Annotated in this window: 24 protein-coding genes; 17 read left to right on the top strand and 7 right to left on the bottom strand. The window is 64.9% G+C overall.

Translation table 11 applies throughout. The annotated features are described in order from the left end of the window. The first annotated feature begins 137 nt into the window (after positions 1 to 137). The 6 genes from recA to MasN3_RS23795 all read left to right on the top strand — a co-directional run bounded on the left by recA (position 138) and on the right by MasN3_RS23795 (position 5,717). Entirely contained in the window at positions 138 to 1,220 is a 1,083-nt protein-coding gene (gene recA, locus MasN3_RS23820; protein ID WP_281910773.1) for a recombinase RecA, read from the top strand. A 23-nt stretch (positions 1,221 to 1,243) separates the two neighbouring features. Beyond that, positions 1,244 to 1,702: a recombination regulator RecX gene (gene recX / locus MasN3_RS23815; RefSeq protein ID WP_281910772.1), complete on the top strand. Its 459-nt coding sequence runs from the start codon at positions 1,244 to 1,246 to the stop codon at positions 1,700 to 1,702. A gap of 495 nt (positions 1,703 to 2,197) precedes the next feature. Continuing rightward, the gene (locus MasN3_RS23810) at positions 2,198 to 2,773 is read left to right on the top strand and encodes a DUF2889 domain-containing protein (protein WP_281910771.1); all 576 of its coding nucleotides are present in this window, start codon (positions 2,198 to 2,200) and stop codon (positions 2,771 to 2,773) included. A gap of 70 nt (positions 2,774 to 2,843) precedes the next feature. Then, positions 2,844 to 4,013 (top strand): ADP-forming succinate--CoA ligase subunit beta, encoded by a 1,170-nt coding sequence (gene sucC, locus MasN3_RS23805; RefSeq protein WP_281910769.1) that lies wholly within the window; start codon positions 2,844 to 2,846, stop codon positions 4,011 to 4,013. An 18-nt stretch (positions 4,014 to 4,031) separates the two neighbouring features. Continuing rightward, complete coding sequence (gene sucD / locus MasN3_RS23800; protein WP_027865436.1) at positions 4,032 to 4,913, top strand: succinate--CoA ligase subunit alpha; 882 nt, start codon at positions 4,032 to 4,034, stop codon at positions 4,911 to 4,913. 321 nt (positions 4,914 to 5,234) lie between these two features. Beyond that, positions 5,235 to 5,717 (top strand): pilin, encoded by a 483-nt coding sequence (locus MasN3_RS23795; protein ID WP_281910767.1) that lies wholly within the window; start codon positions 5,235 to 5,237, stop codon positions 5,715 to 5,717. A gap of 75 nt (positions 5,718 to 5,792) precedes the next feature. On the opposite strand, the gene MasN3_RS23790 is transcribed toward MasN3_RS23795, so the two are convergent. The 3 genes from MasN3_RS23790 to MasN3_RS23780 all read right to left on the bottom strand — a co-directional run bounded on the left by MasN3_RS23790 (position 5,793) and on the right by MasN3_RS23780 (position 9,287). Continuing rightward, entirely contained in the window at positions 5,793 to 7,862 is a 2,070-nt protein-coding gene (locus tag MasN3_RS23790; protein WP_281910765.1) for a S9 family peptidase, read from the bottom strand. Between the two features lie 96 nt (positions 7,863 to 7,958). Further along, on the bottom strand, positions 7,959 to 8,660 hold the full coding sequence (locus MasN3_RS23785) for a flagellar brake protein (protein ID WP_281910763.1): 702 nt from the start codon (positions 8,658 to 8,660) through the stop codon (positions 7,959 to 7,961). 171 nt (positions 8,661 to 8,831) lie between these two features. After that, positions 8,832 to 9,287 carry a fasciclin domain-containing protein gene (locus tag MasN3_RS23780; RefSeq protein WP_281910762.1) on the bottom strand — a complete coding sequence of 152 codons (456 nt, stop codon included), beginning with the start codon at positions 9,285 to 9,287 and terminating at the stop codon, positions 8,832 to 8,834. Between the two features lie 126 nt (positions 9,288 to 9,413). On the opposite strand from MasN3_RS23780, the gene MasN3_RS23775 reads away from it, so the two are divergent. Beyond that, complete coding sequence (locus MasN3_RS23775; protein ID WP_281910760.1) at positions 9,414 to 10,385, top strand: MerR family transcriptional regulator; 972 nt, start codon at positions 9,414 to 9,416, stop codon at positions 10,383 to 10,385. 13 nt (positions 10,386 to 10,398) lie between these two features. Here the strand turns inward: MasN3_RS23775 and moaC are convergent, their stop codons facing one another. Beyond that, positions 10,399 to 10,902 carry a cyclic pyranopterin monophosphate synthase MoaC gene (gene moaC / locus MasN3_RS23770; protein WP_281910745.1) on the bottom strand — a complete coding sequence of 168 codons (504 nt, stop codon included), beginning with the start codon at positions 10,900 to 10,902 and terminating at the stop codon, positions 10,399 to 10,401. A 125-nt stretch (positions 10,903 to 11,027) separates the two neighbouring features. Here moaC and MasN3_RS23765 point away from each other — a divergent pair, with 125 nt between their 5' ends. Further along, positions 11,028 to 12,572, top strand: a complete 1,545-nt coding sequence (locus MasN3_RS23765) for a M48 family metalloprotease (protein ID WP_281910743.1) — start codon at positions 11,028 to 11,030, stop codon at positions 12,570 to 12,572. A gap of 126 nt (positions 12,573 to 12,698) precedes the next feature. Here the strand turns inward: MasN3_RS23765 and MasN3_RS23760 are convergent, their stop codons facing one another. From MasN3_RS23760 to MasN3_RS23750, 3 genes are read right to left on the bottom strand one after another with little or no spacing between them, the layout of a single operon-like run. Then, positions 12,699 to 13,286, bottom strand: a complete 588-nt coding sequence (locus tag MasN3_RS23760) for a DUF2946 family protein (protein WP_281910741.1) — start codon at positions 13,284 to 13,286, stop codon at positions 12,699 to 12,701. Between the two features lie 4 nt (positions 13,287 to 13,290). Continuing rightward, entirely contained in the window at positions 13,291 to 14,289 is a 999-nt protein-coding gene (locus MasN3_RS23755) for a YheT family hydrolase (protein ID WP_281910739.1), read from the bottom strand. A gap of 33 nt (positions 14,290 to 14,322) precedes the next feature. After that, on the bottom strand, positions 14,323 to 14,517 hold the full coding sequence (locus tag MasN3_RS23750; RefSeq protein WP_027865446.1) for a zinc-finger domain-containing protein: 195 nt from the start codon (positions 14,515 to 14,517) through the stop codon (positions 14,323 to 14,325). Positions 14,518 to 14,730: 213 nt separating this feature from the next. Between MasN3_RS23750 and MasN3_RS23745 the strand changes: the two genes are divergently transcribed. From MasN3_RS23745 to MasN3_RS23705, 9 genes are all read left to right on the top strand, one after another. Then, positions 14,731 to 15,492, top strand: coding sequence for an AzlC family ABC transporter permease (locus tag MasN3_RS23745; RefSeq protein ID WP_281910735.1), 762 nt, complete (start codon positions 14,731 to 14,733; stop codon positions 15,490 to 15,492). Next, entirely contained in the window at positions 15,485 to 15,820 is a 336-nt protein-coding gene (locus MasN3_RS23740; protein ID WP_281910734.1) for an AzlD domain-containing protein, read from the top strand. The genes MasN3_RS23745 and MasN3_RS23740 overlap by 8 nt, the downstream gene beginning before the upstream one ends. Before the next feature lie 51 nt (positions 15,821 to 15,871). Beyond that, a complete protein-coding gene (locus tag MasN3_RS23735; protein WP_281910731.1) occupies positions 15,872 to 17,077 on the top strand; it encodes a phosphoglycerate kinase in 1,206 nt (401 codons plus the stop codon). 78 nt (positions 17,078 to 17,155) lie between these two features. After that, a complete protein-coding gene (gene pyk / locus MasN3_RS23730) occupies positions 17,156 to 18,616 on the top strand; it encodes a pyruvate kinase (protein WP_281914586.1) in 1,461 nt (486 codons plus the stop codon). Between the two features lie 19 nt (positions 18,617 to 18,635). Continuing rightward, on the top strand, positions 18,636 to 19,700 hold the full coding sequence (fba, locus tag MasN3_RS23725) for a class II fructose-bisphosphate aldolase (protein ID WP_281910730.1): 1,065 nt from the start codon (positions 18,636 to 18,638) through the stop codon (positions 19,698 to 19,700). Between the two features lie 144 nt (positions 19,701 to 19,844). Continuing rightward, entirely contained in the window at positions 19,845 to 20,741 is an 897-nt protein-coding gene (locus MasN3_RS23720) for a phosphoribosylaminoimidazolesuccinocarboxamide synthase (protein ID WP_281910728.1), read from the top strand. Positions 20,742 to 20,745: 4 nt separating this feature from the next. Continuing rightward, on the top strand, positions 20,746 to 21,255 hold the full coding sequence (gene purE / locus MasN3_RS23715) for a 5-(carboxyamino)imidazole ribonucleotide mutase (protein ID WP_281910727.1): 510 nt from the start codon (positions 20,746 to 20,748) through the stop codon (positions 21,253 to 21,255). Next, the gene (locus MasN3_RS23710; RefSeq protein ID WP_281910725.1) at positions 21,248 to 22,432 is read left to right on the top strand and encodes a 5-(carboxyamino)imidazole ribonucleotide synthase; all 1,185 of its coding nucleotides are present in this window, start codon (positions 21,248 to 21,250) and stop codon (positions 22,430 to 22,432) included. Before purE ends, MasN3_RS23710 begins: the two co-directional genes overlap by 8 nt. 2 nt (positions 22,433 to 22,434) lie before the next feature. Next, positions 22,435 to 23,478 (top strand): L-threonylcarbamoyladenylate synthase, encoded by a 1,044-nt coding sequence (locus MasN3_RS23705; protein WP_281910724.1) that lies wholly within the window; start codon positions 22,435 to 22,437, stop codon positions 23,476 to 23,478. The last annotated feature ends 89 nt before the right edge of the window (positions 23,479 to 23,567 follow it).

Below are 23,567 nucleotides of genomic sequence, written 5' to 3'. Positions count from 1 at the left end.
GCTTGCCTAAACCACTGGATTTATATACAGTAGTGACTTGATTTCGCTTGTTCAAACCACTGAGTTTTTATACAGTAGTGACCTTGATTTGCGTGGTAGCGCCCCTACCTTGCCTACTCCACAGCTGAAAGTACACCATGGACGACAAAAAAACCGCAGTAAACGCCGCTGAAAAGGGCAAGGCGCTGGCCGCCGCCCTGGCGCAAATTGAAAAGCAGTTCGGCAAGGGCTCGGTCATGCGCATGGACACCAGCGCACCGGTCGAGGAAGTCCAGACTGTTTCCACCGGCTCGCTGGGTCTGGACATCGCGCTGGGCGTCGGTGGCCTGCCGCGCGGCCGTATCGTCGAGATCTACGGTCCGGAGTCGTCGGGTAAAACCACGCTGACGCTGCAGACCATCGCCCAGATGCAGAAGCTGGGCGGCACCTGCGCCTTCATCGACGCCGAGCACGCGCTCGACGTGACCTATGCGCAGAAGCTGGGCATCAACCTGGGCGACCTCTTGATCTCGCAGCCGGACACCGGCGAGCAAGCCCTCGAGATCACCGACGCCCTGGTGCGTTCGGGCTCGGTCGACCTGGTGGTCATCGACTCGGTGGCGGCACTGACCCCGCGCGCCGAAATCGAAGGCGACATGGGCGACTCGCTGCCGGGCCTGCAGGCGCGACTGATGTCGCAGGCCCTGCGCAAGCTGACCGGCTCGATCAACCGCACCAACACCCTGGTCATCTTCATCAACCAGATCCGCATGAAGATCGGCGTGATGTTCGGCAGCCCGGAAACCACCACCGGCGGTAACGCGCTGAAGTTCTACGCCTCCGTGCGCATGGACATCCGCCGTACCGGCTCGATCAAGTCGGGTGACGAAGTGATCGGTAACGAAACCAAGGTCAAGGTCGTCAAGAACAAGATCGCGCCGCCGTTCAAGGAAGCCCACTTCGACATCCTGTATGGAGAAGGCACTTCGCGCGAAGGCGAAATCCTGGATCTGGGCGCCGACAACAAGATCGTCGAGAAGTCCGGTTCGTGGTACAGCTATAACGGCGAACGCATCGGCCAGGGCAAGGACAACGCCCGTCAGTTCCTGAAAGAGCGTCCGGCACTGGCACGCGAAATCGAGAACAAGGTCCGTGCTGCGCTGGGCGTGCGCGAACTGCCGCCGGTCCTGGCTGCTGTCGAAGACAGCGGCAAGGACAAGCTCAAGGCAGTCGGCGAGTAATCGCCGGTTCGCGGACGTAGTCGATGCCTGCACCCCAGCTGAGCCTGAAAGCGCGCGCGCTTCGCTACCTGTCGATGCGCGAGCACAGCCGGCTCGAGCTGGGGCGCAAGCTGGCCCGTTATGCCGAGCCGGGCGATGACGTGGAAGCCCTCCTGGATTTCCTCGAGAAGAACAACTGGCTGTCGCAGGAGCGTTTTGCCGAATCCCTGATCAACAGGAAGGCAAGCCGCTTCGGCAATAGCCGTGTGATGGCCGAGCTGCAAAGCCACGGCCTCAACGGCGAAGCGCTGGATGAGATCAAGGCCGCGCTCGCCGACAGCGAAACCGCACGCGCCGCCGAAGTCTGGCGGCGCAAGTTCGGCACCGTCGCCGCCGATGCGGCTGAGCGTGCCAAGCAGATGCGTTTCATGCTGCAGCGTGGTTTCTCCCAACGCGCTGCACGGATCGCAATGCAGGGCGCTCCCGACGACGACGAGCTGTAAACAGGCTGGTGTTCGAGCCTGTTGCCTGACGAGCGGGCCTGGCCCCAGGCCTGCTCCGACGATATGCCAGGCGTGGCCGCAGGCCTGATGTATCACCTAGATCGTACAGCTTCTCGGTATGGAAGCAGGGCTCCGGCGCCAGCGTGGAGCGTCATCTCCGATATGCCCAGGCATATTCCTCAACGGACGATGGCGCTGCACGCTGGCGCTGCGCGTTTACCGGGTCCGTCTCGCCAGGCCGTGGCCGGGATTGGTCTTGCCACCCGGCAGACCCGTCCAGCCAAAGCAATATTGACGACGCAGCAAGAAAGCCGTCTCATCTTGCCTGCAACCCGGCAAAAAGGCTTCTGTTGCAGTGCAACCGAGAACGCCGTGTGCTAAACTTTCACGGTTTAAGCAGCGCCGCATGAGCGGTTGTTGTCGTAGAAGCTACGGCAACGTGCATGAAGCACACTGGCTGCACCACTAACCGCCGCGTAAGCGGCATTGGTTTTTATGCCCCTGTCTCCTCCCGTATCGCGCTCGCTCCGGCATACGCGCGCCATCACTGTCGACGCCTACGCGCGCGATGATGGCCTGTGGGATCTGGACGCCAGTATCCGCGACGTCAAAACCCGTGACATCCCGCTCGCTTCCGGCACCCGTCCAGGCGGCACCCCGGTGCACGACCTCAAACTGCGCGTCACCATCGACCGCAATCTGACCATCGTGGACGCCGAAGCCGCGTCCGATGCCGTTCCGTATCCCGGTTTTTGCGAGACCATTGGCCCTGCTTACAAAAAGCTGGTCGGCCTGTCGCTCATGAACCATTTCCGGCTGCACCTGAAAGACCGCCTGTCCGGCGTGCTCGGCTGCACCCACCTGACCGAATTGGCCCAGGTGCTGCCTACCGCAGCGCTGCAGGCCTTCGCCGACGACGTCTTCGACGATCGCGGCGGCGCCGACGCCGATCCTGGCAAAAGCGCGGCCGAACGGCCCTTCGAGCTCGACCGTTGCCATGCGTTGCGCAGCGACGGACCGGCCGTGGCCACCTACTATCCCCGCTGGTCGATCAAAGCCGTGTCGGGTTAGGATTCGCTGTTTGTCATTTTTTGAAATTCAACCGTATTTCTAATTCAGTAATAGAAGAAGGGAAGCCAGCATGAAAATCCATGAGTATCAGGGCAAAGAAATTCTCCGAAAATTCGGAGTGACCGTTCCGCGCGGCATTCCGTGCATGAGCGTCGAAGAGGCGGTCAAGGCCGCTGAAGAGCTGGGTGGCCCGGTCTGGGTCGTCAAGGCACAGATCCACGCAGGCGGCCGCGGCAAGGGCGGCGGCGTGAAGGTTGCCAAGTCGCTGGAACAGGTCAAGGAATATGCCGACCAGATCATGGGCATGCAGCTGATCACCCACCAGACCAGCCCGGAAGGCCAGAAAGTCCGCCGCCTGCTGATCGAAGAAGGCGCCGACATCAAGAAGGAACTGTACGTTTCCCTGGTGACCGACCGCGTCACCCAGAAGGTCGTGCTGATGGCCTCCTCGGAAGGCGGCATGGACATCGAAGAAGTCGCGCACAGCAACCCGGAAAAGATCCACAACGTCGTGATCGAACCATCGGTCGGCCTGACCGATGAGCAAGCCGACGACATCGCCCGCAAGATCGGTGTGCCGGAAGCGTCGATCGTCGACGCCCGCACCAACCTGCAAGGCCTGTACAAAGCCTACTGGGAAACCGACGCATCGCTGGCCGAAATCAACCCGCTGATCCTGACCGGCTCGGGCAAGGTCATCGCCCTGGACGCCAAGTTCAACTTCGACTCGAACGCCCTGTTCCGTCATCCGGAAATCGTCGCCTACCGCGACCTGGACGAAGAAGATCCGGCTGAAGTCGAAGCATCGAAGTTCGACCTGGCCTACATCTCGCTGGACGGCAACATCGGCTGCCTGGTGAACGGCGCCGGCCTGGCCATGGCCACCATGGACACCATCAAGCTGTTCGGCGGCGAGCCGGCCAACTTCCTGGACGTGGGCGGCGGTGCAACCGCAGAAAAGGTCACCGAAGCATTCAAGATCATGCTGAAGAACCCGGGCCTGAAAGCCATCCTGGTCAACATCTTCGGCGGCATCATGCGCTGCGACGTGATCGCCGAAGGCGTCATCACCGCATCGAAGGCCGTGTCGCTGCAAGTGCCGCTGGTCGTCCGCATGAAGGGCACCAACGAAGACCTGGGCAAGAAGATGCTGGCCGACTCGGGCCTGCCGATCATCTCCGCCGACACCATGGAAGACGCAGCGAAGCAGGTCGTTGCCGCTGCCGCTGGCCAAGCCTAATTCGCGAAGGAAATAAAAATGTCGATTCTGATCAACAAAGACACCAAAGTCATCACCCAAGGTATCACCGGCAAGACCGGCCAGTTCCACACCCGCATGTGCCGTGACTACGCGAATGGCCGTGAAGCCTTCGTGGCAGGCGTGAACCCGAAGAAAGCCGGCGAAGATTTCGAAGGCATCCCGATCTACGCATCGGTCAAGGAAGCCAAGTCGGAAACCGGCGCCACCGTGTCGGTCATCTACGTTCCGCCGGCAGGCGCAGCCGCCGCGATCTGGGAAGCCGTCGAAGCCGAACTGGACCTGGCAATCTGCATCACCGAAGGTATCCCTGTCCGTGACATGATGGAAGTCAAGGACCGTATGGCCAAGGCCGGTTCGAAGACCCTGCTGCTGGGCCCGAACTGCCCAGGCCTGATCACCCCGGACGAAATCAAGATCGGCATCATGCCGGGTCACATCCACAAGAAGGGCCGTATCGGCGTCGTGTCGCGCTCGGGCACCCTGACCTATGAAGCAGTCGGCCAGTTGACCGCACTGGGCCTGGGCCAGTCGTCGGCAGTCGGCATCGGCGGCGACCCGATCAACGGTCTGAAACACATCGACGTGATGCGCATGTTCAACGACGATCCGGACACCGACGCGGTCATCATGATCGGCGAGATTGGCGGCCCGGACGAGGCGAACGCTGCTCAGTGGATCAAGGACAACATGAAGAAGCCGGTCGTCGGCTTCATCGCTGGCGTCACCGCGCCTCCGGGCAAGCGCATGGGCCACGCCGGCGCGCTGATCTCGGGCGGCGCCGATACCGCGCAAGCCAAGCTGGAAATCATGGAAGCCTGCGGCATCACCGTCACCAAGAACCCGTCGGAAATGGCTCGCCTGCTGAAGGCGATGCTGTAATCTGACCAGTTCAAGGTCGACAAAGACGGGGAGCGTACGCTCCCCGTTTTTTTACCAATTGGTCAATTTTTGACATGCCAGGGCCAACTGCCTTGGTCAGCATGACAAATTACGTTCCATAAACTGTCCAGCTGACAAAAATTGCTGAGCTCAAGTGACAAATTTTGTCACTCATCAAGCCAAAACCTGTCCTGGCACGGCGTTTCCTTATCTCCTGACTAATAAAATCAGCATTTTTCGGGCTGGCACACGCCTTGCATATAGGAAAGCGTGGCAACAAGCAGTAACCCAAACCCGAAACACCACCCTGGAGAGATAGAAATGAACATCAAGCAAATGCAAACCAAGAAAGCTGAAGGCGGTTTCACCCTGATCGAACTGATGATCGTTGTCGCGATCATCGGTATCCTGGCTGCCGTGGCAATCCCGGCCTACCAGGACTACATCGCCAAGGGCAAGGCAGCTGCTGCCTATGCCGACATCGCTGCTGGTAAGACCGGCTACGAAATGGCCTTCGTCGAAGGCAGCGCAACCGATGCTGCTGGATACCTGGCGAAGGCTGGTCTCGCTAGCTCGACCGGCAACTGCAAGACGATCGAAGCAACCGCTCCTGGCTCCGATGGTGCGGCAGCCGCAGCCCTGACTTGCACCATTGCAAATCCTGGCCGTATCGGTACGCAAGACAGCGTGAAAATCACCCTGGCCCGCAGCGCAGACGGCATCTACACCTGCAAGACCGTCGGCTTCCCGTCTGACGACACCAAGTACACCCCGGCAGGCTGCACCGCTGGCACCGCCGAATAATCGACGACCGGGTTACCGGCCGAACATTCGGCCAGCACCAAAAGAGACCGCCTCGGCGGTCTCTTTGTTTTGGGCCTAGCGTTTCAGATAGCGATCCAGCCAGTTCATCACCGTGTGATGCCACTGCACCGAGTTCGCCGGCTTGAGCACCCAGTGATTCTCGTCCGGGAACACCAGCAGCTGGCTGTCGATCCCCTTGCGCTGCAGCGCCGTGAAAGTACCGAGCGCCTGCGCCGTCGGGATGCGGAAATCGAGGTCGCCCTGGATCACCAGCATCGGCGTCTTCCACTTGTTGACGTGGTGGACCGGATTGAAGCGCTCGTGATTGTCGGGCGTCGCGAAATAGGCGCCGCCGTTTTCCCAGTCGGTGAACCACTGTTCCTCGGTCGAGTAGGCCATGCCGCGGCTGTCGAACACGCCGTCGTGGTTGACCAGGCAGCGGAAGCCGTCATTCCAGTTCCCCGCGATCCAGTTCATCATGTAGCCGCCGTAGGAAGCGCCGAGGGCGCAGCTGCGTTCGCGGTCGAGCCATGGGAACTTCTTCACGGCCGCGTCCAGGCCCTTCTGCAGGTCCACCAGCGGCTTGCCGCCCCAGTCGCCGCTGATCGAATCGGTGAATTTCTGGCCGTAGCCGGTCGATCCATGGAAGTCGATGAACACGGTGGCATAGCCCGCGCCCGCATACACCTGCGGATTCCAGCGATAGCTCCAGCCGTTGCCGAAGCTGCCCTGCGGCCCGCCGTGCACCAGGAAGGCGATCGGGTACTTCTTGCCCGGCTCGGCATTCCAGGGTTTCATCACGTGCCCGTACACCGTCTCGCCGTTGGCGCCGGCAAAGCTGAACTGCTCGTACTCGCCCCAGCGCACGTCGGCCAAACGCTCGGTGTTCAGCCGGGTCAGCTGCCTTGGCCGGCCACCGGGCTGCATGGCGAACAGCTGCGCGCCGGAGGCCAGGTTGGCCTGGGTGTACACGAAGGTATTGCCGCGCACGTCGAAGGCGCCGACCGCGCCCTTGTCGGTCAGCGCCGTCACCTTGCCGCTGGCGACGTCGACCGAGAACAGCCGGTGCTGGCCCAGGTCTTCGGCATCGACGATCAGGGCCTTGCCGTCGGCGCGCCAGTGCAGGCTGCCGGCGGAGCGGTCCCAGTCGGCAGCCAGCTTGCGCTTGGCGCCGCTGGCCACGTCCATCAGCATCACCTGATAGCGGTCGGCCTCGAAGCCGGGACGCGCCATCGCCAGGTAGGCAAGGGTTTTTCCGTCAGGAGAAAACACGCCCTTGGTATCCCAGGCCGGGTTGTCGGCCGTGAGGTTGCGCGGGGCGCCGCCCGCGGCCGGCACGGTATACAGGTCGAAGTTGGTCGACCAGGCCTCGGTCTTGCCGGCGATGCGGGCCGCGAACACGATAGTCTTGCCGTCGGGGCTGAAACGGAACTCTTCGCGGTCGCCGAAGGGCTTCGAGGGCACGTCGCCGTCGAGCGAGCCCGATAGCGCGACCGGGCCGCCGGCCGCCTTGCCGGCGCTGTCGAGCGGCGCCGAGAACAGCACGTTGTTGCGTCCATCCTTCCAGGTGTCCCAATGACGGACGAACAGGCGGTCGTACAGCTTGCCGCTGCTCTTGTCCTTGTCCTTCGCGTCGAGACGCTGTTTGGTGCAGGCGAGATCCGCGCAGTCGCGGAAGACCGACAGGCTCATCGCCACGCGGTCGCCTGCCGGCGAGATGCGGAAACTCTCGACGTCGAGGGGGAGGTCGGTGACCTTCACCGGCTCGCCCGCCGCGCCGCCCGCCAGCGGAAGGCGCCACACTTGCGACGAGCCGGAACGGGACGACAGGAAATAGATGGCGTCGCCGGACGGCGACCATTCCGGTTCGGTGCTGCTGGAAGCGTGATTGGTCAGGCGCTGCGGCGCCGCGCCGGCAGTGCGCAGGTCGAGCATCCACAGTTCGGTGTGGCCACGGTTCTTCTTCATATCCGTGCTGCGCACGGTGTAGACGACGCGGCTGGCGTCGGGCGACACGGCCGGGCTGCCCACCCGTTCCATGTTCACCAGGTCTTCCACGGTAAAGCCGCGCGGCGCCGCCGTGGCGCTGGTCGCGACAAGGGCCGCCGCCGCCATTGGCAGCAAACCCGACAAACGAATATTCATGCTCCATCCTTGTTGTCATACGGTAAGCCGCAGGGCGCCGCTTACGCAGGCCAGCAATTTACCATGGGACATCATTCAGAGCGGGTGAGGCGAGTACTAGACGATCTTGAGCCGGTCCGCCAACAGCGCCTCGTAGGTCATGTTCTGCAGCAGCGTGTAATGGACCGGATCCAGGTCGACGAACTGGACGCCGTAGCTGTAGACATCCGGCTTGTCGGGCGCCGGCCTGGCCACCGTCATGTTCCTGACCGCGGCCAGGGTCTGCTCCGGCACCTCCTTGTTGGTGGGCGGCGTCGCCAGCGTGAGCACGTCGCTGTCGGCCGGCAGCGGATAAGGCGAATCGATCCTGGCGCCGGTCACCGAGACGTTGGCCAGCGTGCAGGCGATCGCAGCGTCAGCATTGCCCGCCTTGAACACGCGCGCCTGAATCTCGGCCTTGACCCGCATCGCGCCGCGCAGGCTGGTGCCCTGGATCGAGGTGGGGAAGGACAGGTGCACGTAGTTCAGCGGCCGCGCGAACACCCGCTCCACCGAGCACGCGAACGAGCACACGTTCACTCCCGAAAACACCCGGATCGTCAGGCGGTCGCCTTCCGTCATCGCGATTGGCGCGCCATTTTCGGTCGGGATCTTGATGATGAGGTACTCGTCCTTGAGGTAGCCGATCAGGGTCGAGAAATACTGGGCGGGCTTGAGGTGCCGGTGGGTCATCACCTGCAGCCGGACGCCGACCTGCAGGTTCATGGTCTCGAACTCGAATTCCTGGGGCTTGAGTTCGCGAGCTTGTTCGGTGTTCATGTGAGGCGGGGCATGGTTCGCAGTCGGGACGACGTGCGAGAGGCGGCATCATATCAGCTTATATGTATGCCGGCAGCACCCTATTCGAGCGGTGAATATTGGTGAGATTATGGGCAGAACATCCTCTACGGAAACCACCGCCGGCGCCGTGGCCGGCGGTGGGGAGGCGGCTTAGTTCGGCATGATGACCGTATCGATCACATGGATCACGCCATTGTCCGCCGCGATGTCGGTTTTCGTGACGGTCGCCTTGTCGACCATGACCTTGCCGCCGCTGGTGCTGACCTTGAACGCCTTGCCCTCGACCGTCTTGACCATGCCCGGCTTGACGTCGGCCGCCATCACCTTGCCTGGCACCACATGGTAAGTCAGGACCTTGGTCAAGGCCTCCTTGTCCTTCAGCAGGGCGTCGAGCTTCGCCTTGGGAATCTTGGCAAACGCCGCATCGGTCGGCGCGAACACCGTGAACGGCCCCGGGCCTTTCAAGGTGTCGACCAGGCCGGCCGCCTGCACGGCGGTGACCAGCGTATTGAAGCTGCCGGCCGACTTGGCGGTATCGACGATATCGGCCGCCTGGACCGAGCCGAGGGCCAGAGCAAACGGGACTGCGAGAAAGAGTCGTTTCATGATGTGCTCCTGGGGTGGGGGGTGAATGAAATGAACTTGTCCCGATAATATAGAAAATTTTGACGAAATGTCTAAGTGGTGAACCTATAATCACATAATTAAATGGTTCAAAAACGGTGCATGAACATGAACTCTTCAGAAAATGCGGTTCATCAAGCGCTTGTCTATCGTGCCGGCACGGCCGCGCGCATGGCCGGCTTGCCGGTCGAGACCCTGCGCGTATGGGAGCGGCGCTACCAGATCTCGGATACCAGGCGCTCTTCGCATGGACAACGCCTGTATTCGAGCGAGCAGGTCGAGCGCCTTGCCTTGCTCAAGCAGCTGGTCGACCAGGGGCACGGTATCGGCCTGCTGGCCAGTCTGTCGCGTCAACAATTGGAGTTGATGCTGGAGCAGCACAATCCGGTGCATGTCGCGTCGTCGGCGGCGCCGATACGCGCCGTGGTCGTGGGGGCGAGCCTGCCGCGCAGGCTGGTGGCGCTCGGTGCCGACGCCATCGGGCTCGATTTGCGCGTTCGCTGCGCCACGCTGGCCGAGCTGGACCACCAGGATGCCGGCGGTGACGCCGAGGTCCTGATTGTCGAGAAGGCGGAACTGGACGATACCGTCCTGCCCCGCATCGAAGCCCTGCGCGCGCGCGCGCCGCTAGCCGTCCTGGTCTTGTACCGTTTCTCGTCGAGCGCGACGATCCGTGCCTTGCGCAGCGCCGGCTGTCTGGTGGCGCGCCTGCCTGCCGACCTGAGCGAACTCTCGCCCTTGTGCCGGCTGGCCATGCATGGACAGCGTATTCCCCTGTCGCATACGCCGGCGCCCGTGCCGGCGCCGCGCTATGCGGACGACACGCTGTCGATGCTGGCGCAAACCAGCGGGCGCCTGGCGTGCGAGTGCCCGCGCCATCTGGCCGAAGTCTTGATGACCGTCGGGAGTTTCGAACGCTACAGCGCCCAGTGCGCGGTGCGCAGCCCCGAAGACGCCGAGCTCCACGCCGCCTTGCAACGCAGCGCGGGCCAGGCCCGCGCCTTGCTGGAAGACGCCCTGGAGCGGCTGGCGCTGGCCGAAGGCCTCACCGTGGTGACGAACGGGGCGGCGGGCGGCTGAGGGAGTGGCTGCGCTAGGGCAGGGCGGCGGTCCAGTCGCCGCTCTTGCCGCCGTGCTTTTCCAGCACCCGCACATTCGTCATCACCATGCCGCGATCCACCGCCTTGCACATGTCGTAGATGGTCAAGAGGCCGACCTGCACCGCGGTGAGCGCTTCCATCTCGACCCCGGTCTTGCCGATGGTCTCGACCTGGGCGCGGCAATGCACGCTGCTGGCGCCCGCGTCCACCTCGAAATCCACTGCCACCCGGGTGATCGGCAGCGGATGGCACAGCGGCACCAGGTCGCTGGTCCGTTTGGAGGCCATGATCGCGGCAATCCGGGCAATGCCGATCACGTCGCCCTTCTTCGCATTGCCCGACTGGATCAGCGCCAGCGTGTCCGGCTTCATGCGGATGGTCCCGGCCGCCACGGCGATGCGGTGGGTGTCCTGCTTGGCGCCGACATCGACCATGTGGGCCTGGCCGGTGGCGTCGAAGTGGGTGAGGTGTTCGGTGGACGGGGTGGAAGTGCTCATTGCTAACCCAATAAGGTCGTGGAACAAAGTGTTTCGCCGTGCAGCAACGTGGCTGCTGATAGGGTTATCATAGCATTGTGAACACCGCTCCCCGCCCAGCACCGGCGCGCCGCTGGCGCCCTGCGTTGACCGCCATTGCCCTGTGCACGGCGGCCGCCCTCGCCATTGCCGCACCCGCCGAGCCGCTCCAGAAGCCGAACAACCTGCGCCTGCCGACGCTTGGCGACACCGCGCGCAAGGACCTCTCGCCCGTTCTCGAGCGCAAGCTCGGCGAAGAGATCATGCGCGACGTCCGGCGCGACCCTGCCTATCTCGACGACGACCAGATCACCGAGTACCTGAACAACCTCGGCAATACGCTGCTGTCCTCGGTGCCGGGTGCGCGCGGCGAGACCAATGCCGATTTCAACTTCTTCGCCATGCGCGACGCGAACCTGAACGCCTTCGCCCTGCCGGGCGGCTTCATCGGCGCCCATACGGGCCTGATCGTGGCGGCGCAGAAGGAGTCGGAGCTGGCCGGCGTGATGGCGCACGAGATCGGCCACGTGTCGCAGCGCCACATCGCGCGCATGATCGGCCAGCAGAAGCAGGACGTGCTGCTGCCGCTGGCCTCGATGATCCTGGCCGCGCTTGCCGCCAAGGCAAGCTCCGATGCCGCGATGGGTGTGCTGATGGGCGGGCAGGGCCTGGCCGTGCAGCGCCAGCTCAATTTCAGCCGCGAGGCCGAGCGCGAGGCCGACCGCGTGGGATTCCAGATCATGGGTGCGGGCGGCTTCGACGTTACCGGCATCGTCGGCTTCTTCCGGCGCCTGCAGAGCGCCACCAAGCTGTCGGGCGACATCCCCGCGAACCTGGCCCACCTGAGCAGCCACCCGCTGACGGCCGAACGCATCACCGACATGCAGGCGCGCATCCGCGAGATGCCGAAGAAGCCGCGCGTGGACAACCTCGACTTCCAGCTGGTGCGCGCGCGTGCCCGCGTGCTGCAGGACGAGAGCGTCAACGGCCGCCGCGAGACGAAGAACGCGTTCAACATCCAGATCAAGGAATCGCACCGCCAGCTGCAGGCCGGCGCCCAGTACGGGCTGTCGCTGCTGGCGCTGCGCGAGGGGAACCTGGGCGAGGCCCAGGAGTGGCTCGACAAGGCGCGCGCCACCGTCAAGCCGAAGGAGGGGGTGTTCTCCAGCGAATCGAACGCCGGCGACGGCGCGACGATGTTCGCCGGGCTGTCCGTCGAGATCAAGCTGGCGCCTGGCCAGGGTCCGGCGATGGCCGAGCAGGCGGTGCAGGAAGCGGATGCCGCGCGCCAGCGCTTTCCGCTGTCGCGGGCCATCGCGCGCCAGTACGGCGAGGCGCTGATCGCGGCCGGCAAGTTTGAGGAGGCCACCCGCTTCCTGCGCGACCAGACCCAGCTCTATCGCACGGAGCCGAAGCTGCACGACATGCTGGCGCGCACCTATGCCAAGCAGGGCAAGATCGCGCTGCAGCACATGGCGCTGGCCGAATCGTATGCGCTGGCGGGCGCCCTGCCGGCGGCGGTGGCGCAGCTCGACCTGGCGCGCAAGGCGAGCGACGTGTCTTTCTACGACCAGGCCGTCATCGATGCGCGCGAGCGCGAGCTGAAGGCGCGCCAGAAGGCCGAGAAGGAAACCGAGAAGGACTTCCCGTAGGGTGGGCGGCTCTACCCGGGATCGACATCAGCCCGCATCGTTCACGCCGCCTACGCGTCCGAGAGTTGAACGCGTGGGCGGCGCCAGATGCGCAGGCCTGCCAAGGCCCGGGTGCAGCCGCCCACCCTACATGCCCGGCGCCTGCACGTAGCCGAAGCGGCGCTGCAGCGCTTCCGCCGCCAGCCGTTCGACGCGCACGCGCCCGCCCGGCAAGACCAGCGCCAGCTCGGCCGCGTCGTCCTCCAGCCAGGCCATGATCGCTTCCACCGAGGCCGGCCGGCCATCGAGCTCCGCGCGCGCCAGCACCTGGGCCACGTCGCGGTCGTCGAGCTGGGCGACGATCTCGCCGGCCTGCAGGATCACGGCGCCGGCGTCGGTCAGGTAGGCCGCTTCCACCGCCGCCAGCGCCTGACCGGTCTGCAGGACGAAGCCCTGGCTCGGGTCGGTGCGCGCGATGAAGGGCGTCGCTTCCAGGTTCACGTACACGCGTTGCGGGCCGTTCTGGAAATACCAGCGGCCCTTGTCGTCGTGCGCGTAGTTACGGTTGATGAAGCCCACCAGCGCCGCATTCGCCAGCTTGTCGCCCGGAGCATCGGCGCGCTGCGCCGCCTCGTCGCGCATGCGCCAGTTGCCGCGCGCATCCAGGGCCAGCCAGCCGTAGCAGTGCGGCACGTTCGGCCACTTGGCCATTGCCTGTTTTACGATATCGTCCATAGTCTCAAGCTTCGCATGGTTCGTGCGCGCCGGGCGCGCGGCAGGTACGACACTTCGCGGCTGGGGCCACATCGTCGAAGAAGGCCAGGATGCGGCGCGGCAGCCAGTCGATCCGTCCGGGGAAGGGGCCGACGGCGAAACCGACGTGCCCACCTTCGTCAGGATACTCCAGCGTCACCGCAGTCGATGCGGACTCGGGCAAGTGGCGGCCGGGCAGGAAGGGGTCGTTGCGGGCATTGAGCACCAGCGTCGGCACGGTGATCTCGTGCAGCACGTGGCGCGCGCTGGCGCGGTGCCAGTAGTCGTCGGTGTCCTTGTAGCCGTGCAGGGGCGCGGTCACCACGTTGTCGAAGGCGTACAGGTCGCGCGCCGCCATCAGGGCGGCGCGGTCGAACAGGCCGGGATAGCGTTCCAGCTTGGCCAGGCACTTGGGCTTGAGCGTCTGCAGGAACATGCGCGTGTACAGCAGGTTGAAGCCGGAGGACAGCGCTTCGCCGCCGCGCGCCAGGTCGAGCGGCGCCGACACCGCGCACGCCGCCTCGACGATCTCCGCCGCATGGCCGGATTCGCCCAGCCAGCGCAGCAGGGCATTGCCGCCCAGGGAAACGCCGGCCACGAACAGCGGACCTGGGGCGCGTGCATGGAGTTTTCTCACCACCCAGTCGACCTCCGCGGCGTCGCCGGAATGGTAGAAGCGCGGCATCAGGTTGGCTTCGCCCGAGCAGCCGCGGAAGTGCGGCACTGCGCCGGACCAGCCGCGTGCGCGCAGCGCCGCCATCAGGGAGCGCGCATAGTGGCTGTTGGAAGAACCTTCCAGGCCATGGAACAGCACCACCAGCGGCTTGCCCGGCTCGCCGTCGACGAAGTCGACATCGATGAAATCGCCGTCGGCACTTGGCCAGCGCTCGCGCCGGTAGGCGACCGGCGGTTTGGCAACGCAGGTCGCCGGATAGATGGTCTGGAGGTGGCCGCCAGGCAGCCACACGGGCGCGCGGTAGTGCATCGGAAGGGTGCGGCAGCAAGCCGCACCGGAAAATCAGTGGTGCTTGAGCTCGACGCCCGGGGCCAAGCGGTACTGGGTGCCGCAGTACGGGCACTTGGCGTCGCCATGGTGGTCGAAATCGAGGAAGACGCGCGGGTGCGAGGACCACAGCGGCATTGCCGGATTCGGGCAGTGTGCCGGCAGGTCTTTTGCCTCGAGTTCCACCACAGGCATCGTCTTTTGGTTCATCTGTTTTTCTCCATGAAAGGGAAATGGCAAAGACAAGATTCTATCCGATTCAACCTGCATATCGAAATGATCGGTAGAATTACCAGCTGATCATAAACGAGCCCGGGGGCAACATCCTGCCAGCCCGGCGCCGCACCATTCAATGCGTTTCATGCCCGACCGTTTCAAGCCCGTCGCCGCATCCGCCGCTGTCGGCCGTTGCAGGAAAACAACATGAGCCTGGCCTCGCCGCCAGGCCAGCAACCCGTATCCCCCATGGAGTCTGCCGAAGCCCACGACCCCGCTGCCTGGCGTGAGGGCTTCAAGACCGGCCTGCCGACGCTGTTCGGCATCGGCGCCTGGGGTCTGGTCGTCGGCATCGCAATGGTCAAGAGCGGCCTCACCGCCGCGCAGGCGGTCGGCATGACCCTGCTGGTCTTTGCCGGATCCGCCCAGCTGGCTTCACTTCCCTTGATTGCCGCCGCCGCGCCGATCTGGGTGATCTTCTCTACCGCCCTGGTCGTCAACCTGCGCTTCGTGATCTTTTCCGCACTGCTGGGGCCGCACTTCGCGCACCTGCATTGGCGCCAGCGCTTCCTGCTCGGCTACGTCTCCGGCGACCTGACCGTGGCGATGTTCCTGCAGCGCTATCCGACTGCCGAACGCGTGGCTGGCAAGCTATCCTACCTGAAGGGGCTGATGTACCCGAACTGGTTCGCCTGGCAGATCGGCTCGCTGATCGGGATTTTCCTCGGCAGCGCCATCCCGGCGGAATGGGGACTGGGTTTTGCCGGCACGCTGGCGATCCTGTGCATCATGGTGCCGCTCATTATCAACAATGCGGCGCTGTGCGGGGTCGCGGTCGCGATCGTGGTCTCGGTGCTGGCCTATGGCCTGCCGTACAAGCTCGGGCTGCTGCTGGCCGTGCTGGTCGGCATGGTCACTTCGATGATTGTCGAAGAGTCCTTCGCCAAACGAAAGGCAAGCAATGGCTGATTGGGAAATCTGGGTCACGATCGGCGTGCTGTGCGTCGCCACCGCCGCCACCCGCAGCTCGTTCTGGCTGATCGGCCACCGCGTGAGCATCCCGCCGCGGGTGCAGGAGATGCTGCGCTATGCGCCGGCCTGCGCGCTGGCGGCGATCATCGGGCCCGACCTGCTGGTCGACGCCCAGGGCCAGGCCCAGTTCACGCCGGCCAATCCGAAACTGATCGCCGGCCTCGCCGCGCTCGCCTTCTACCTGTGGCGCCGCAGCATGCTGATGACGATTATCTTCGGCATGGCGGTATTCACACTGTTGCGCGTCTTGCACGTTTTTGCATAGGTCGGCTAATGTACAATGACGGTTTTTCACTATCTCACTGCTGACTAGCCAATGGACGACGTTCTCAGTTTCACCCGCTTGCAAGACCTGATCGACCGCGACGCGCTGAAAAACAAGCGCGTATTCATCCGCGCCGACCTGAACGTACCGCAGGATGACGCTGGCAATATCACCGAAGACACCCGTATCCGCGCCTCCGTGCCGGCGATCCAGGCCGCCCTGAAGGCCGGCGCCGCCGTCATGGTCACCTCGCACCTGGGCCGTCCGACCGAGGGCGACTTCAAGCCGGAAGACAGCCTGGCGCCGGTCGCCGCGCGCCTGTCCGAGCTGCTCGGCCAGCCGGTCGAACTGAAGCAGGACTGGGTCGACGGCGTCGAGGTCGCACCAGGCCAGGTCATGCTGCTGGAAAACTGCCGCGTCAACAAGGGCGAAAAGAAGAACAGCGACGAGCTGGCCCAGAAGATGGCCAAGCTGTGCGACGTCTACGTCAACGACGCCTTCGGCACCGCGCACCGCGCCGAAGCCACCACCCACGGCATCGCCAAGTTCGCACCCGTGGCCGTGGCCGGCCCGCTCCTGGCCGCCGAACTCGATGCGCTGGGCAAGGCCCTCGGCCAGCCGACCCGTCCGCTGCTGGCCATCGTGGCCGGCTCGAAGGTGTCGAGCAAGCTGACCATCCTGCAGAGCCTGGCCGGCAAGGTCGACAACCTGATCGTCGGCGGCGGCATCGCCAACACTTTCATGAAGGCCGTCGGCCTGAACATCGGCAAGTCGCTGGTCGAGAACGACCTGGTCGGCGAAGCCAGGCAGATCATCGACATGATGGCCGCGCGCGGCGCCCAGGTGCCGATTCCGGTGGACGTGGTCTGCGCCAAGGAATTCAGCCCGACCGCGGCTGCCACCGTCAAGGATGTGGCGGACGTGGCCGACGACGACATGATCCTGGACATCGGCCCGAAGACCGCCGCCATGCTGGCCGAGCAGGTGGCCAAGGCCGGCACCATCGTCTGGAACGGTCCGGTGGGCGTGTTCGAATTCGACCAGTTCGCCGAAGGCACCAAGACCCTGGCGATGGCCATCGCCAAGTCGAACGGCTTCTCGATCGCCGGCGGCGGCGACACCCTGGCCGCGATCGCCAAGTACGACATCGGCGACCAGATCGGCTACATCTCGACCGGCGGCGGCGCCTTCCTCGAGTTCCTGGAAGGGAAGACCCTGCCGGCAGTCGAGATCCTGCTCCAGCGTAAGGCCAAGTAATCAGTACCAGCGCAGCCCAGTGGCTGCGCTTCTCTTTTCAGAACCAAGGATTCCAGACACATGCAACCTGTGCGCCCCATGTACAACGCCACCAAGATCGTCGCCACCATCGGACCGGCCTCGACCGATTTCGATATCCTCGTCCGCATGATCCGCGCCGGCGTCGACGTCGTGCGTTTGAACTTCTCGCATGGCAAGGCGCAGGACCACATCGACCGCGCCGCCCTGGTGCGCCGCGCGGCCGCCGAGTGCGGCGTCGAGGTGGCGATCATGGCCGACATGCAGGGTCCCAAGATCCGCGTCGGCAAGTTTGAAGAGGGCAAGATCTTCCTGAACAACGGCGACAAGTTCATCCTCGACGCCAAGTGGGGCGAGAACGGCGAACTGGGCAACCAGGAGCGCGTCGGCCTCGACTACAAGGCCCTGCCGCGCGACGTCCGGCCGGGCGACAAGCTGCTGCTCAACGACGGCCTGATCGTGCTGATCGTCGACAAGGTCGTGGGCCACGAGATCTTCACCACCGTGAAGGTCGGCGGCGAGCTGTCGAACAACAAGGGCATCAACCGCCAGGGCGGCGGCCTGACCGCGCCGGCCCTGACCTCGAAGGACATGGAAGACATCAAGACCGCGATGAGCTTCCAGGCCGACTACCTGGCGATCTCCTTCCCGAAGAACGCCACCGACATGGAAATGGCGCGCCAGCTGGCCAACATCGCCGGCGAACCCTACGGCCACAAGCCGATGATGATCGCCAAGATCGAGCGCGCCGAAGCCATCCCCGTGCTGCAGGAAATCCTGGACGCCTCGGACGGCATCATGGTCGCGCGCGGCGACCTGGCGGTGGAAGTGGGCAACGCGGCCGTGCCGGCGCTGCAGAAGCGCATGATCAAGATGGCGCGCGCCTCCAACAAGCTGGCCATCACCGCGACGCAGATGATGGAGTCGATGATCGTCAACGCCGTGCCGACCCGCGCCGAAGTCTCGGACGTCGCGAACGCCGTGCTGGACGGCACCGACGCCGTGATGACCTCGGCCGAGACCGCATCGGGCAAGTACCCGGTCGAGACCGTCGAAATGATGGCCGCCATTTGCCTCGAAGCAGAACAATCCGAATACAACAAGCAGGATGCAGACTTCCTGAATGTCCAGTTCACCCGCATCGACCAGTCGATCGCCTACGGCACCCTGTTCACGGCCCATCACCTGAAGGTGAAGGCGATCGTGGCGCTGACCGAATCGGGCTCGACCGCGCTGTGGATGAGCCGCCACTCGATCGACACCCCGATCTTCGCCCTGACCCCGCTGCAGACGACGCAGCGCAAGGCATCGCTGTACCGGAACGTGCGAGCATTCCACCTGCTGCAGGAAGGTGGCAGCCACGCGGTGCTGCGCAAGGCCGAAGAGGTCCTGATTCGCGAAGGCATGGTGCGCAAGGGCGACCTGATCGTCGTGACCTGGGGCTCGCCGATGGGGCAGGCCGGCGGTACCAATGCGCTCAAGATCGTGCGCGTGGGCGAGCTGGACGAAATAGTTTCTTAATTGTTTGGAGTAATCAACCATGGCACTCGTATCGATGCGTCAACTGCTGGACCACGCCGCCGAACACGGTTATGGCCTGCCGGCATTCAACGTCAACAACCTGGAGCAAGTGCAGGCCATCATGGCCGCCGCCGACGCCACCTGCAGCCCGGTCATCATGCAAGCCTCGGCCGGCGCCCGCAAATACGCAGGTGAAGCCTTCCTGCGCCACCTGATCGACGCCGCCGTCGAAGCCTACCCGCACATCCCGGTCGTGATGCACCAGGACCACGGCCAGTCGCCGGCGGTTTGCATGGCCGCGATCCGTTCGGGCTTCACCTCGGTGATGATGGACGGCTCGCTCGAAGCCGACGGCAAGAGCGTGGCCAGCTATGAGTACAACGTGGACGTCTCGCGTGAAGTCGTCAAGTTCGCGCACTCGATCGGCGTGACCGTCGAAGCCGAACTGGGCGTGCTCGGTTCCCTCGAGACCATGAAGGGCGACAAGGAAGACGGCCATGGCGCCGAAGGCACCATGACCCGCGAGCAGCTGCTGACCGACGTGGCCCAGGCCGCCGACTTCGTCGCCAAAACTCAATGCGACGCCCTGGCCATCGCCATCGGCACCTCGCACGGCGCGTATAAATTCACCCGCAAGCCGACCGGCGACATCCTGGCGATCGACCGCATCAAGGAAATCCACGCCCGCATCCCGAACACCCACCTGGTGATGCACGGCTCCTCGTCGGTGCCGCAGGACCTGCTGGCGATCATCCGCGAATTCGGCGGCGACATGAAAGAGACCTACGGCGTGCCGGTCGAGGAAATCCAGGAAGGCATCAAGCACGGCGTGCGCAAGATCAACATCGACACCGACATCCGCCTGGCCATGACCGCTGCGATCCGCAAGTACATGTTCCAGAATCCGTCGAAGTTCGACCCGCGCGACTACCTGAAGCCGGCTAGAGAAGCCGCCACCGAGATCTGCAAGGCGCGCTACCTGTCCTTCGGCTGCGAAGGCATGGCCGCCAAGATCAAGCCGGTGCCGCTGGAGAAAATGGCCGAGCGCTACAAGGCTGGCGAACTGGCCCAGATCGTGCAGTAAGCAGTGAATCGCAATGCGCTGCCGCTCCTCCTGCGGCGGTGCAATGCGAATTGACGTAAAATTACGCATTCGGTCCAGGCCATCCCCGGCCTGGACGCCTTCACCGGAGGCCATCTCCGGCTCTGTTTTCCTGATATCCCATCTATGAACAGCCTCTACCAATCCACCATCCAGTCCCTGCCACTGCTCGGCCGCGGCAAGGTACGCGACAACTACGCTGTCGGCGACGACAAGATCCTGATCGTCACCACCGATCGCCTGTCGGCCTTCGACGTGGTCATGAACGAGCCGATTCCGTCCAAGGGCATGGTGCTGAACCAGATGAGCGACTTCTGGTTCGAGAAGCTCGGCCACATCGTGCCGAACCACCTGACCGGCGTGGCGCCGGAATCGGTCGTCGCGCCAGGCGAAGTGGAGCAGGTGCGCGGCCGCGCCGTCGTGGCCAAGCGCCTCAAGCCGATCATGGTCGAAGCCGTCGTGCGCGGCTACATCATCGGTTCGGGCTGGAAGGATTATCAGGAAAGCGGCGCCATCTGCGGCATCAAGCTGCCGGAAGGCCTGCGCCAGGCCGACAAGCTGCCGCAGCCGCTGTTTACCCCGGCCGCCAAGGCCGACATCGGCGAGCACGACGAAAACATCTCCTTCGAAGAGATGGAAAACCGCATCGGCAAGGAACTCGCCGCCAAGATGCGCGACATCAGCATCCAGCTCTACACCGCTGCCGCCGAATACGCCGCCACCCGCGGCATCATCATCGCCGACACCAAGTTCGAGTTCGGCCTGGACGACAATGGCGTGCTGCACCTGATGGACGAAGTCCTGACCGCCGATTCCTCGCGCTTCTGGCCGGCCGACTCCTACGCGCCGGGCATGTCGCCGCCGTCTTTCGACAAGCAGTTCGTGCGCGACTACCTCGAAACCCTGACCGACTGGGGCAAGACCGCACCGGCGCCAAGCCTGCCGCAAGACGTCATCGAGAAGACCCAGGCCAAGTATTTCGAAGCCATCGAACGCCTCACCGGCGAGAAGCTGAAGGCGTAAGCAGATGAGTGATCAAGCAAAACCGGTCGTTGGCGTCATCATGGGTTCCTCGTCCGACTGGGACGTAATGAAGAATGCCGTGGACGTCCTGAAGCAGTTCGGCGTGCCTTTCGAGGCGCAGGTGATCTCCGCGCACCGCATGCCGGACGAGATGTTCACGTATGCCGAGACCGCACGCGCGCGCGGCCTGCGCGCCATCATCGCCGGAGCAGGGGGCGCCGCCCACCTGCCGGGCATGGTGGCCGCCAAGACCATCGTGCCGGTGCTGGGCGTGCCGGTGCCCTCGAAGTACCTGCGCGGCGAGGATTCGCTGCTGTCCATCGTGCAGATGCCGAAGGGCGTGCCGGTGTCGACCTTCGCCATCGGCGAAGCCGGCGCCGCCAACGCGGCCCTGACCGCGGTGGCGATCCTGGCAGCCACCGACGATGCGCTGGCGCAGAAGCTGCTGGCCTTCCGCGCCGAGCAGACCGCGGCCGCCCAGGCCATGACCCTTCCCGTCCTGACGCATGAGTGATCCGTTTCTCCCATCCGCCAATCCGTCGGCCTGGCTCGGCGTGATGGGCGGCGGCCAGCTCGGCCGCATGTTCGCCCACGCGGCCCAGGCGATGGGCTACAAGGTCGCGGTGCTCGAGCCAGCGGCGGACTGCCCGGCAGGGCAGGTCGCCGAGCGCCTGATCGAGGCCAGCTATACCGATGCGGCCGGCCTGGCCGAACTGGCGCAGGCCTGCGTCGCCGTCACCACCGAATTCGAGAACGTCCCGGCCGACAGCATGGCCTGGCTGGGCGAGCGCGCTTTTGTCGCGCCGGCCGCCTCCTGCGTATCGATCGCCCAGGACCGCATCGCCGAAAAACGCTTCTTCGTCGAGTGCGCGCCGACTTCCGGCGTGATGCCGGCGCCGCACAAGACCATCGCCTCGCATGCCGACATCGACGCCATCGATGACGACCTGCTGCCCGGCATCCTGAAGACCGTGCGCATGGGCTACGACGGCAAGGGCCAAGTGCGCGTGCGCACCCGCGAGGACGTGCGCGCCGCTTTCGATGCCATGAAGGGCGTCACCTGTCTGCTGGAAAAGATGCTGCCGCTGGCCTATGAGGTCTCGGTGCTGACCGCGCGCGGCCATGACGGCGCGTCGGTGGTCTACCCGATCGCCGAGAACGTGCACCGCGACGGCATCCTGTTCAGCACCACCGTGCCGGGACCGAACGTGTCGGCGGCCTGCGCCAAACAGGCGCAGGATGCGGCGCGTGCCATCGTGGCCCAGCTGGGCTATGTGGGCGTGCTGTGCATCGAGTTCTTCGTGCTTGCCGACGGCAGCCTGGTGGTCAACGAGATGGCCCCGCGCCCGCACAACAGCGGCCACTACACCATCGACGCCTGCGTCACCAGCCAGTTCGCGCAGCAGGTGCGCGCGATGGCGCGCCTGCCGCTGGGCGAGGTGCGCCAGCATTCGCCCGCCGTCATGCTCAACATCCTGGGCGACGTCTGGTTCGAAGGCGACGGCGCTACCCCCCGCGAACCGGCCTGGGACCGCGTGCTGGCGCTCCCCGGCGCCAATCTGCACCTGTACGGCAAGGACGACCCGCGCCGCGCGCGCAAGATGGGCCACGTGACCTTCGTGGCGCCGACGCTTGAACAGGCGCAGAACAGCCTGCGCCAGGCCTGCGCCATCCTCGGCATCCCGGAGTAAGGATGGCAAGCGAGAACATCGACCAGGCTGCCATCGAGGCTGCCGCACGCGCACTGGAAGCCGGCGCGCTGGTCGCCTTCCCGACCGAGACCGTGTACGGCCTCGGCGCCGATGCCGAGAACCCGGCCGCGGTCGCGGCCATCTACGCCGCCAAGGGCCGACCGCAGGATCACCCGGTGATCGTGCACCTCGCCCCTGGCGCGCCGCTCGACTACTGGGCCGCCGAGATCCCGGTCGAGGCCCGGGCGCTGGCCGATGCCTTCTGGCCGGGCCCGCTGACCATGATCCTCAAGCGCGCGCCGAACATCCCGGACGCCGTCAGCGGCGGCCAGGACACGGTCGGCCTGCGCTGCCCTTCGCACCCGGTGGCGATCGCGCTGCTGCGCGCCTTCAAGGGCGGCCGCGGCGGGGTGGCGGCGCCGTCGGCCAACAAGTTCGGCGCCGTCAGCCCGACCCTGGCCCAGCATGTGCGCGACGAGTTCGGCCAGGACGGCACGGTGGCCATGGTGCTGGACGGCGGCGCATCGCAGGTCGGCATCGAATCGACCATCGTCGACCTGTCGCGCCTGGCCACGCACGGCCCGGTGCTGCTGCGTCCGGGTCACATCAGCGCCGAAGCCATCGCCGCGGTGATCGACCAGATGCCGAGCCCCCCCGATGTCGCCGCGCCGCGCGCCTCGGGCACCCTCGAATCGCACTACGCGCCGCATACGCCGGTGGCGATGCAGGACAGTGCCACCTTGCGCCGGACCCTGCTCGAACTGGCGGCGGCGGGACGCAAGGTCGCGCTGATCCACTATTCGGAGATGCCGCCGACCCATGCCGCGCTGCGCCTGCCGGCCACGCCGGATGGCTTCGCCCACGCCCTGTACGCCGCGCTGCGTGCGATGGACGGCCATGGCGCGGATGTCATCCTGGTCGAAGCGCCGCCCCAGGACGGCGCCTGGCTGGGCGTCAACGACCGCCTGCGCCGGGCCGCCCACGGCTCGACCGGCATCGTCCACGGCCTGCTGAATCAATCCACCCCGCATAGCCCTGCTGTCTAGGGCCTCGTCAAGCAGAGCGCCCGTACATACGGGCGTTCTTCAATACAACAGCGTTCAAAAACCGCTTCGTGCGGGCTGATCGGCAGGGC

Origin of the sequence: Massilia varians (genome assembly GCF_027923905.1) — a bacterium.
GTDB lineage: Bacteria > Pseudomonadota > Gammaproteobacteria > Burkholderiales > Burkholderiaceae_D > Telluria > Telluria varians_B.
The sequence above is the reverse complement of the archived record's forward strand: the minus strand, read 5'-3'. Positions and strand labels throughout refer to the sequence as shown.

Bases quoted from the DNA above. Each gene is read 5' to 3' on its own strand.
- MasN3_RS23740 (WP_281910734.1), top strand. From the start codon at position 15,485: ATGGCTGATTGGGAAATCTGGGTCACGATCGGCGTGCTGTGCGTCGCC.
- MasN3_RS23710 (WP_281910725.1), top strand. From the start codon at position 21,248: ATGAGTGATCCGTTTCTCCCATCCGCCAATCCGTCGGCCTGGCTCGGC.
- recA (WP_281910773.1), top strand. From the start codon at position 138: ATGGACGACAAAAAAACCGCAGTAAACGCCGCTGAAAAGGGCAAGGCG.
- MasN3_RS23760 (WP_281910741.1), bottom strand. From the start codon at position 13,286: ATGGACGATATCGTAAAACAGGCAATGGCCAAGTGGCCGAACGTGCCG.
- MasN3_RS23705 (WP_281910724.1), top strand. From the start codon at position 22,435: ATGGCAAGCGAGAACATCGACCAGGCTGCCATCGAGGCTGCCGCACGC.
- MasN3_RS23810 (WP_281910771.1), top strand. From the start codon at position 2,198: ATGCCCCTGTCTCCTCCCGTATCGCGCTCGCTCCGGCATACGCGCGCC.
- MasN3_RS23795 (WP_281910767.1), top strand. From the start codon at position 5,235: ATGAACATCAAGCAAATGCAAACCAAGAAAGCTGAAGGCGGTTTCACC.
- MasN3_RS23750 (WP_027865446.1), bottom strand. From the start codon at position 14,517: ATGAACCAAAAGACGATGCCTGTGGTGGAACTCGAGGCAAAAGACCTG.
- MasN3_RS23775 (WP_281910760.1), top strand. From the start codon at position 9,414: ATGAACTCTTCAGAAAATGCGGTTCATCAAGCGCTTGTCTATCGTGCC.
- MasN3_RS23755 (WP_281910739.1), bottom strand. From the start codon at position 14,289: ATGCACTACCGCGCGCCCGTGTGGCTGCCTGGCGGCCACCTCCAGACC.
- fba (WP_281910730.1), top strand. From the start codon at position 18,636: ATGGCACTCGTATCGATGCGTCAACTGCTGGACCACGCCGCCGAACAC.
- recX (WP_281910772.1), top strand. From the start codon at position 1,244: ATGCCTGCACCCCAGCTGAGCCTGAAAGCGCGCGCGCTTCGCTACCTG.
- MasN3_RS23785 (WP_281910763.1), bottom strand. From the start codon at position 8,660: ATGAACACCGAACAAGCTCGCGAACTCAAGCCCCAGGAATTCGAGTTC.
- sucC (WP_281910769.1), top strand. From the start codon at position 2,844: ATGAAAATCCATGAGTATCAGGGCAAAGAAATTCTCCGAAAATTCGGA.
- purE (WP_281910727.1), top strand. From the start codon at position 20,746: ATGAGTGATCAAGCAAAACCGGTCGTTGGCGTCATCATGGGTTCCTCG.
- MasN3_RS23790 (WP_281910765.1), bottom strand. From the start codon at position 7,862: ATGAATATTCGTTTGTCGGGTTTGCTGCCAATGGCGGCGGCGGCCCTT.
- moaC (WP_281910745.1), bottom strand. From the start codon at position 10,902: ATGAGCACTTCCACCCCGTCCACCGAACACCTCACCCACTTCGACGCC.
- MasN3_RS23780 (WP_281910762.1), bottom strand. From the start codon at position 9,287: ATGAAACGACTCTTTCTCGCAGTCCCGTTTGCTCTGGCCCTCGGCTCG.
- MasN3_RS23745 (WP_281910735.1), top strand. From the start codon at position 14,731: ATGAGCCTGGCCTCGCCGCCAGGCCAGCAACCCGTATCCCCCATGGAG.
- MasN3_RS23720 (WP_281910728.1), top strand. From the start codon at position 19,845: ATGAACAGCCTCTACCAATCCACCATCCAGTCCCTGCCACTGCTCGGC.
- MasN3_RS23735 (WP_281910731.1), top strand. From the start codon at position 15,872: ATGGACGACGTTCTCAGTTTCACCCGCTTGCAAGACCTGATCGACCGC.
- pyk (WP_281914586.1), top strand. From the start codon at position 17,156: ATGTACAACGCCACCAAGATCGTCGCCACCATCGGACCGGCCTCGACC.
- sucD (WP_027865436.1), top strand. From the start codon at position 4,032: ATGTCGATTCTGATCAACAAAGACACCAAAGTCATCACCCAAGGTATC.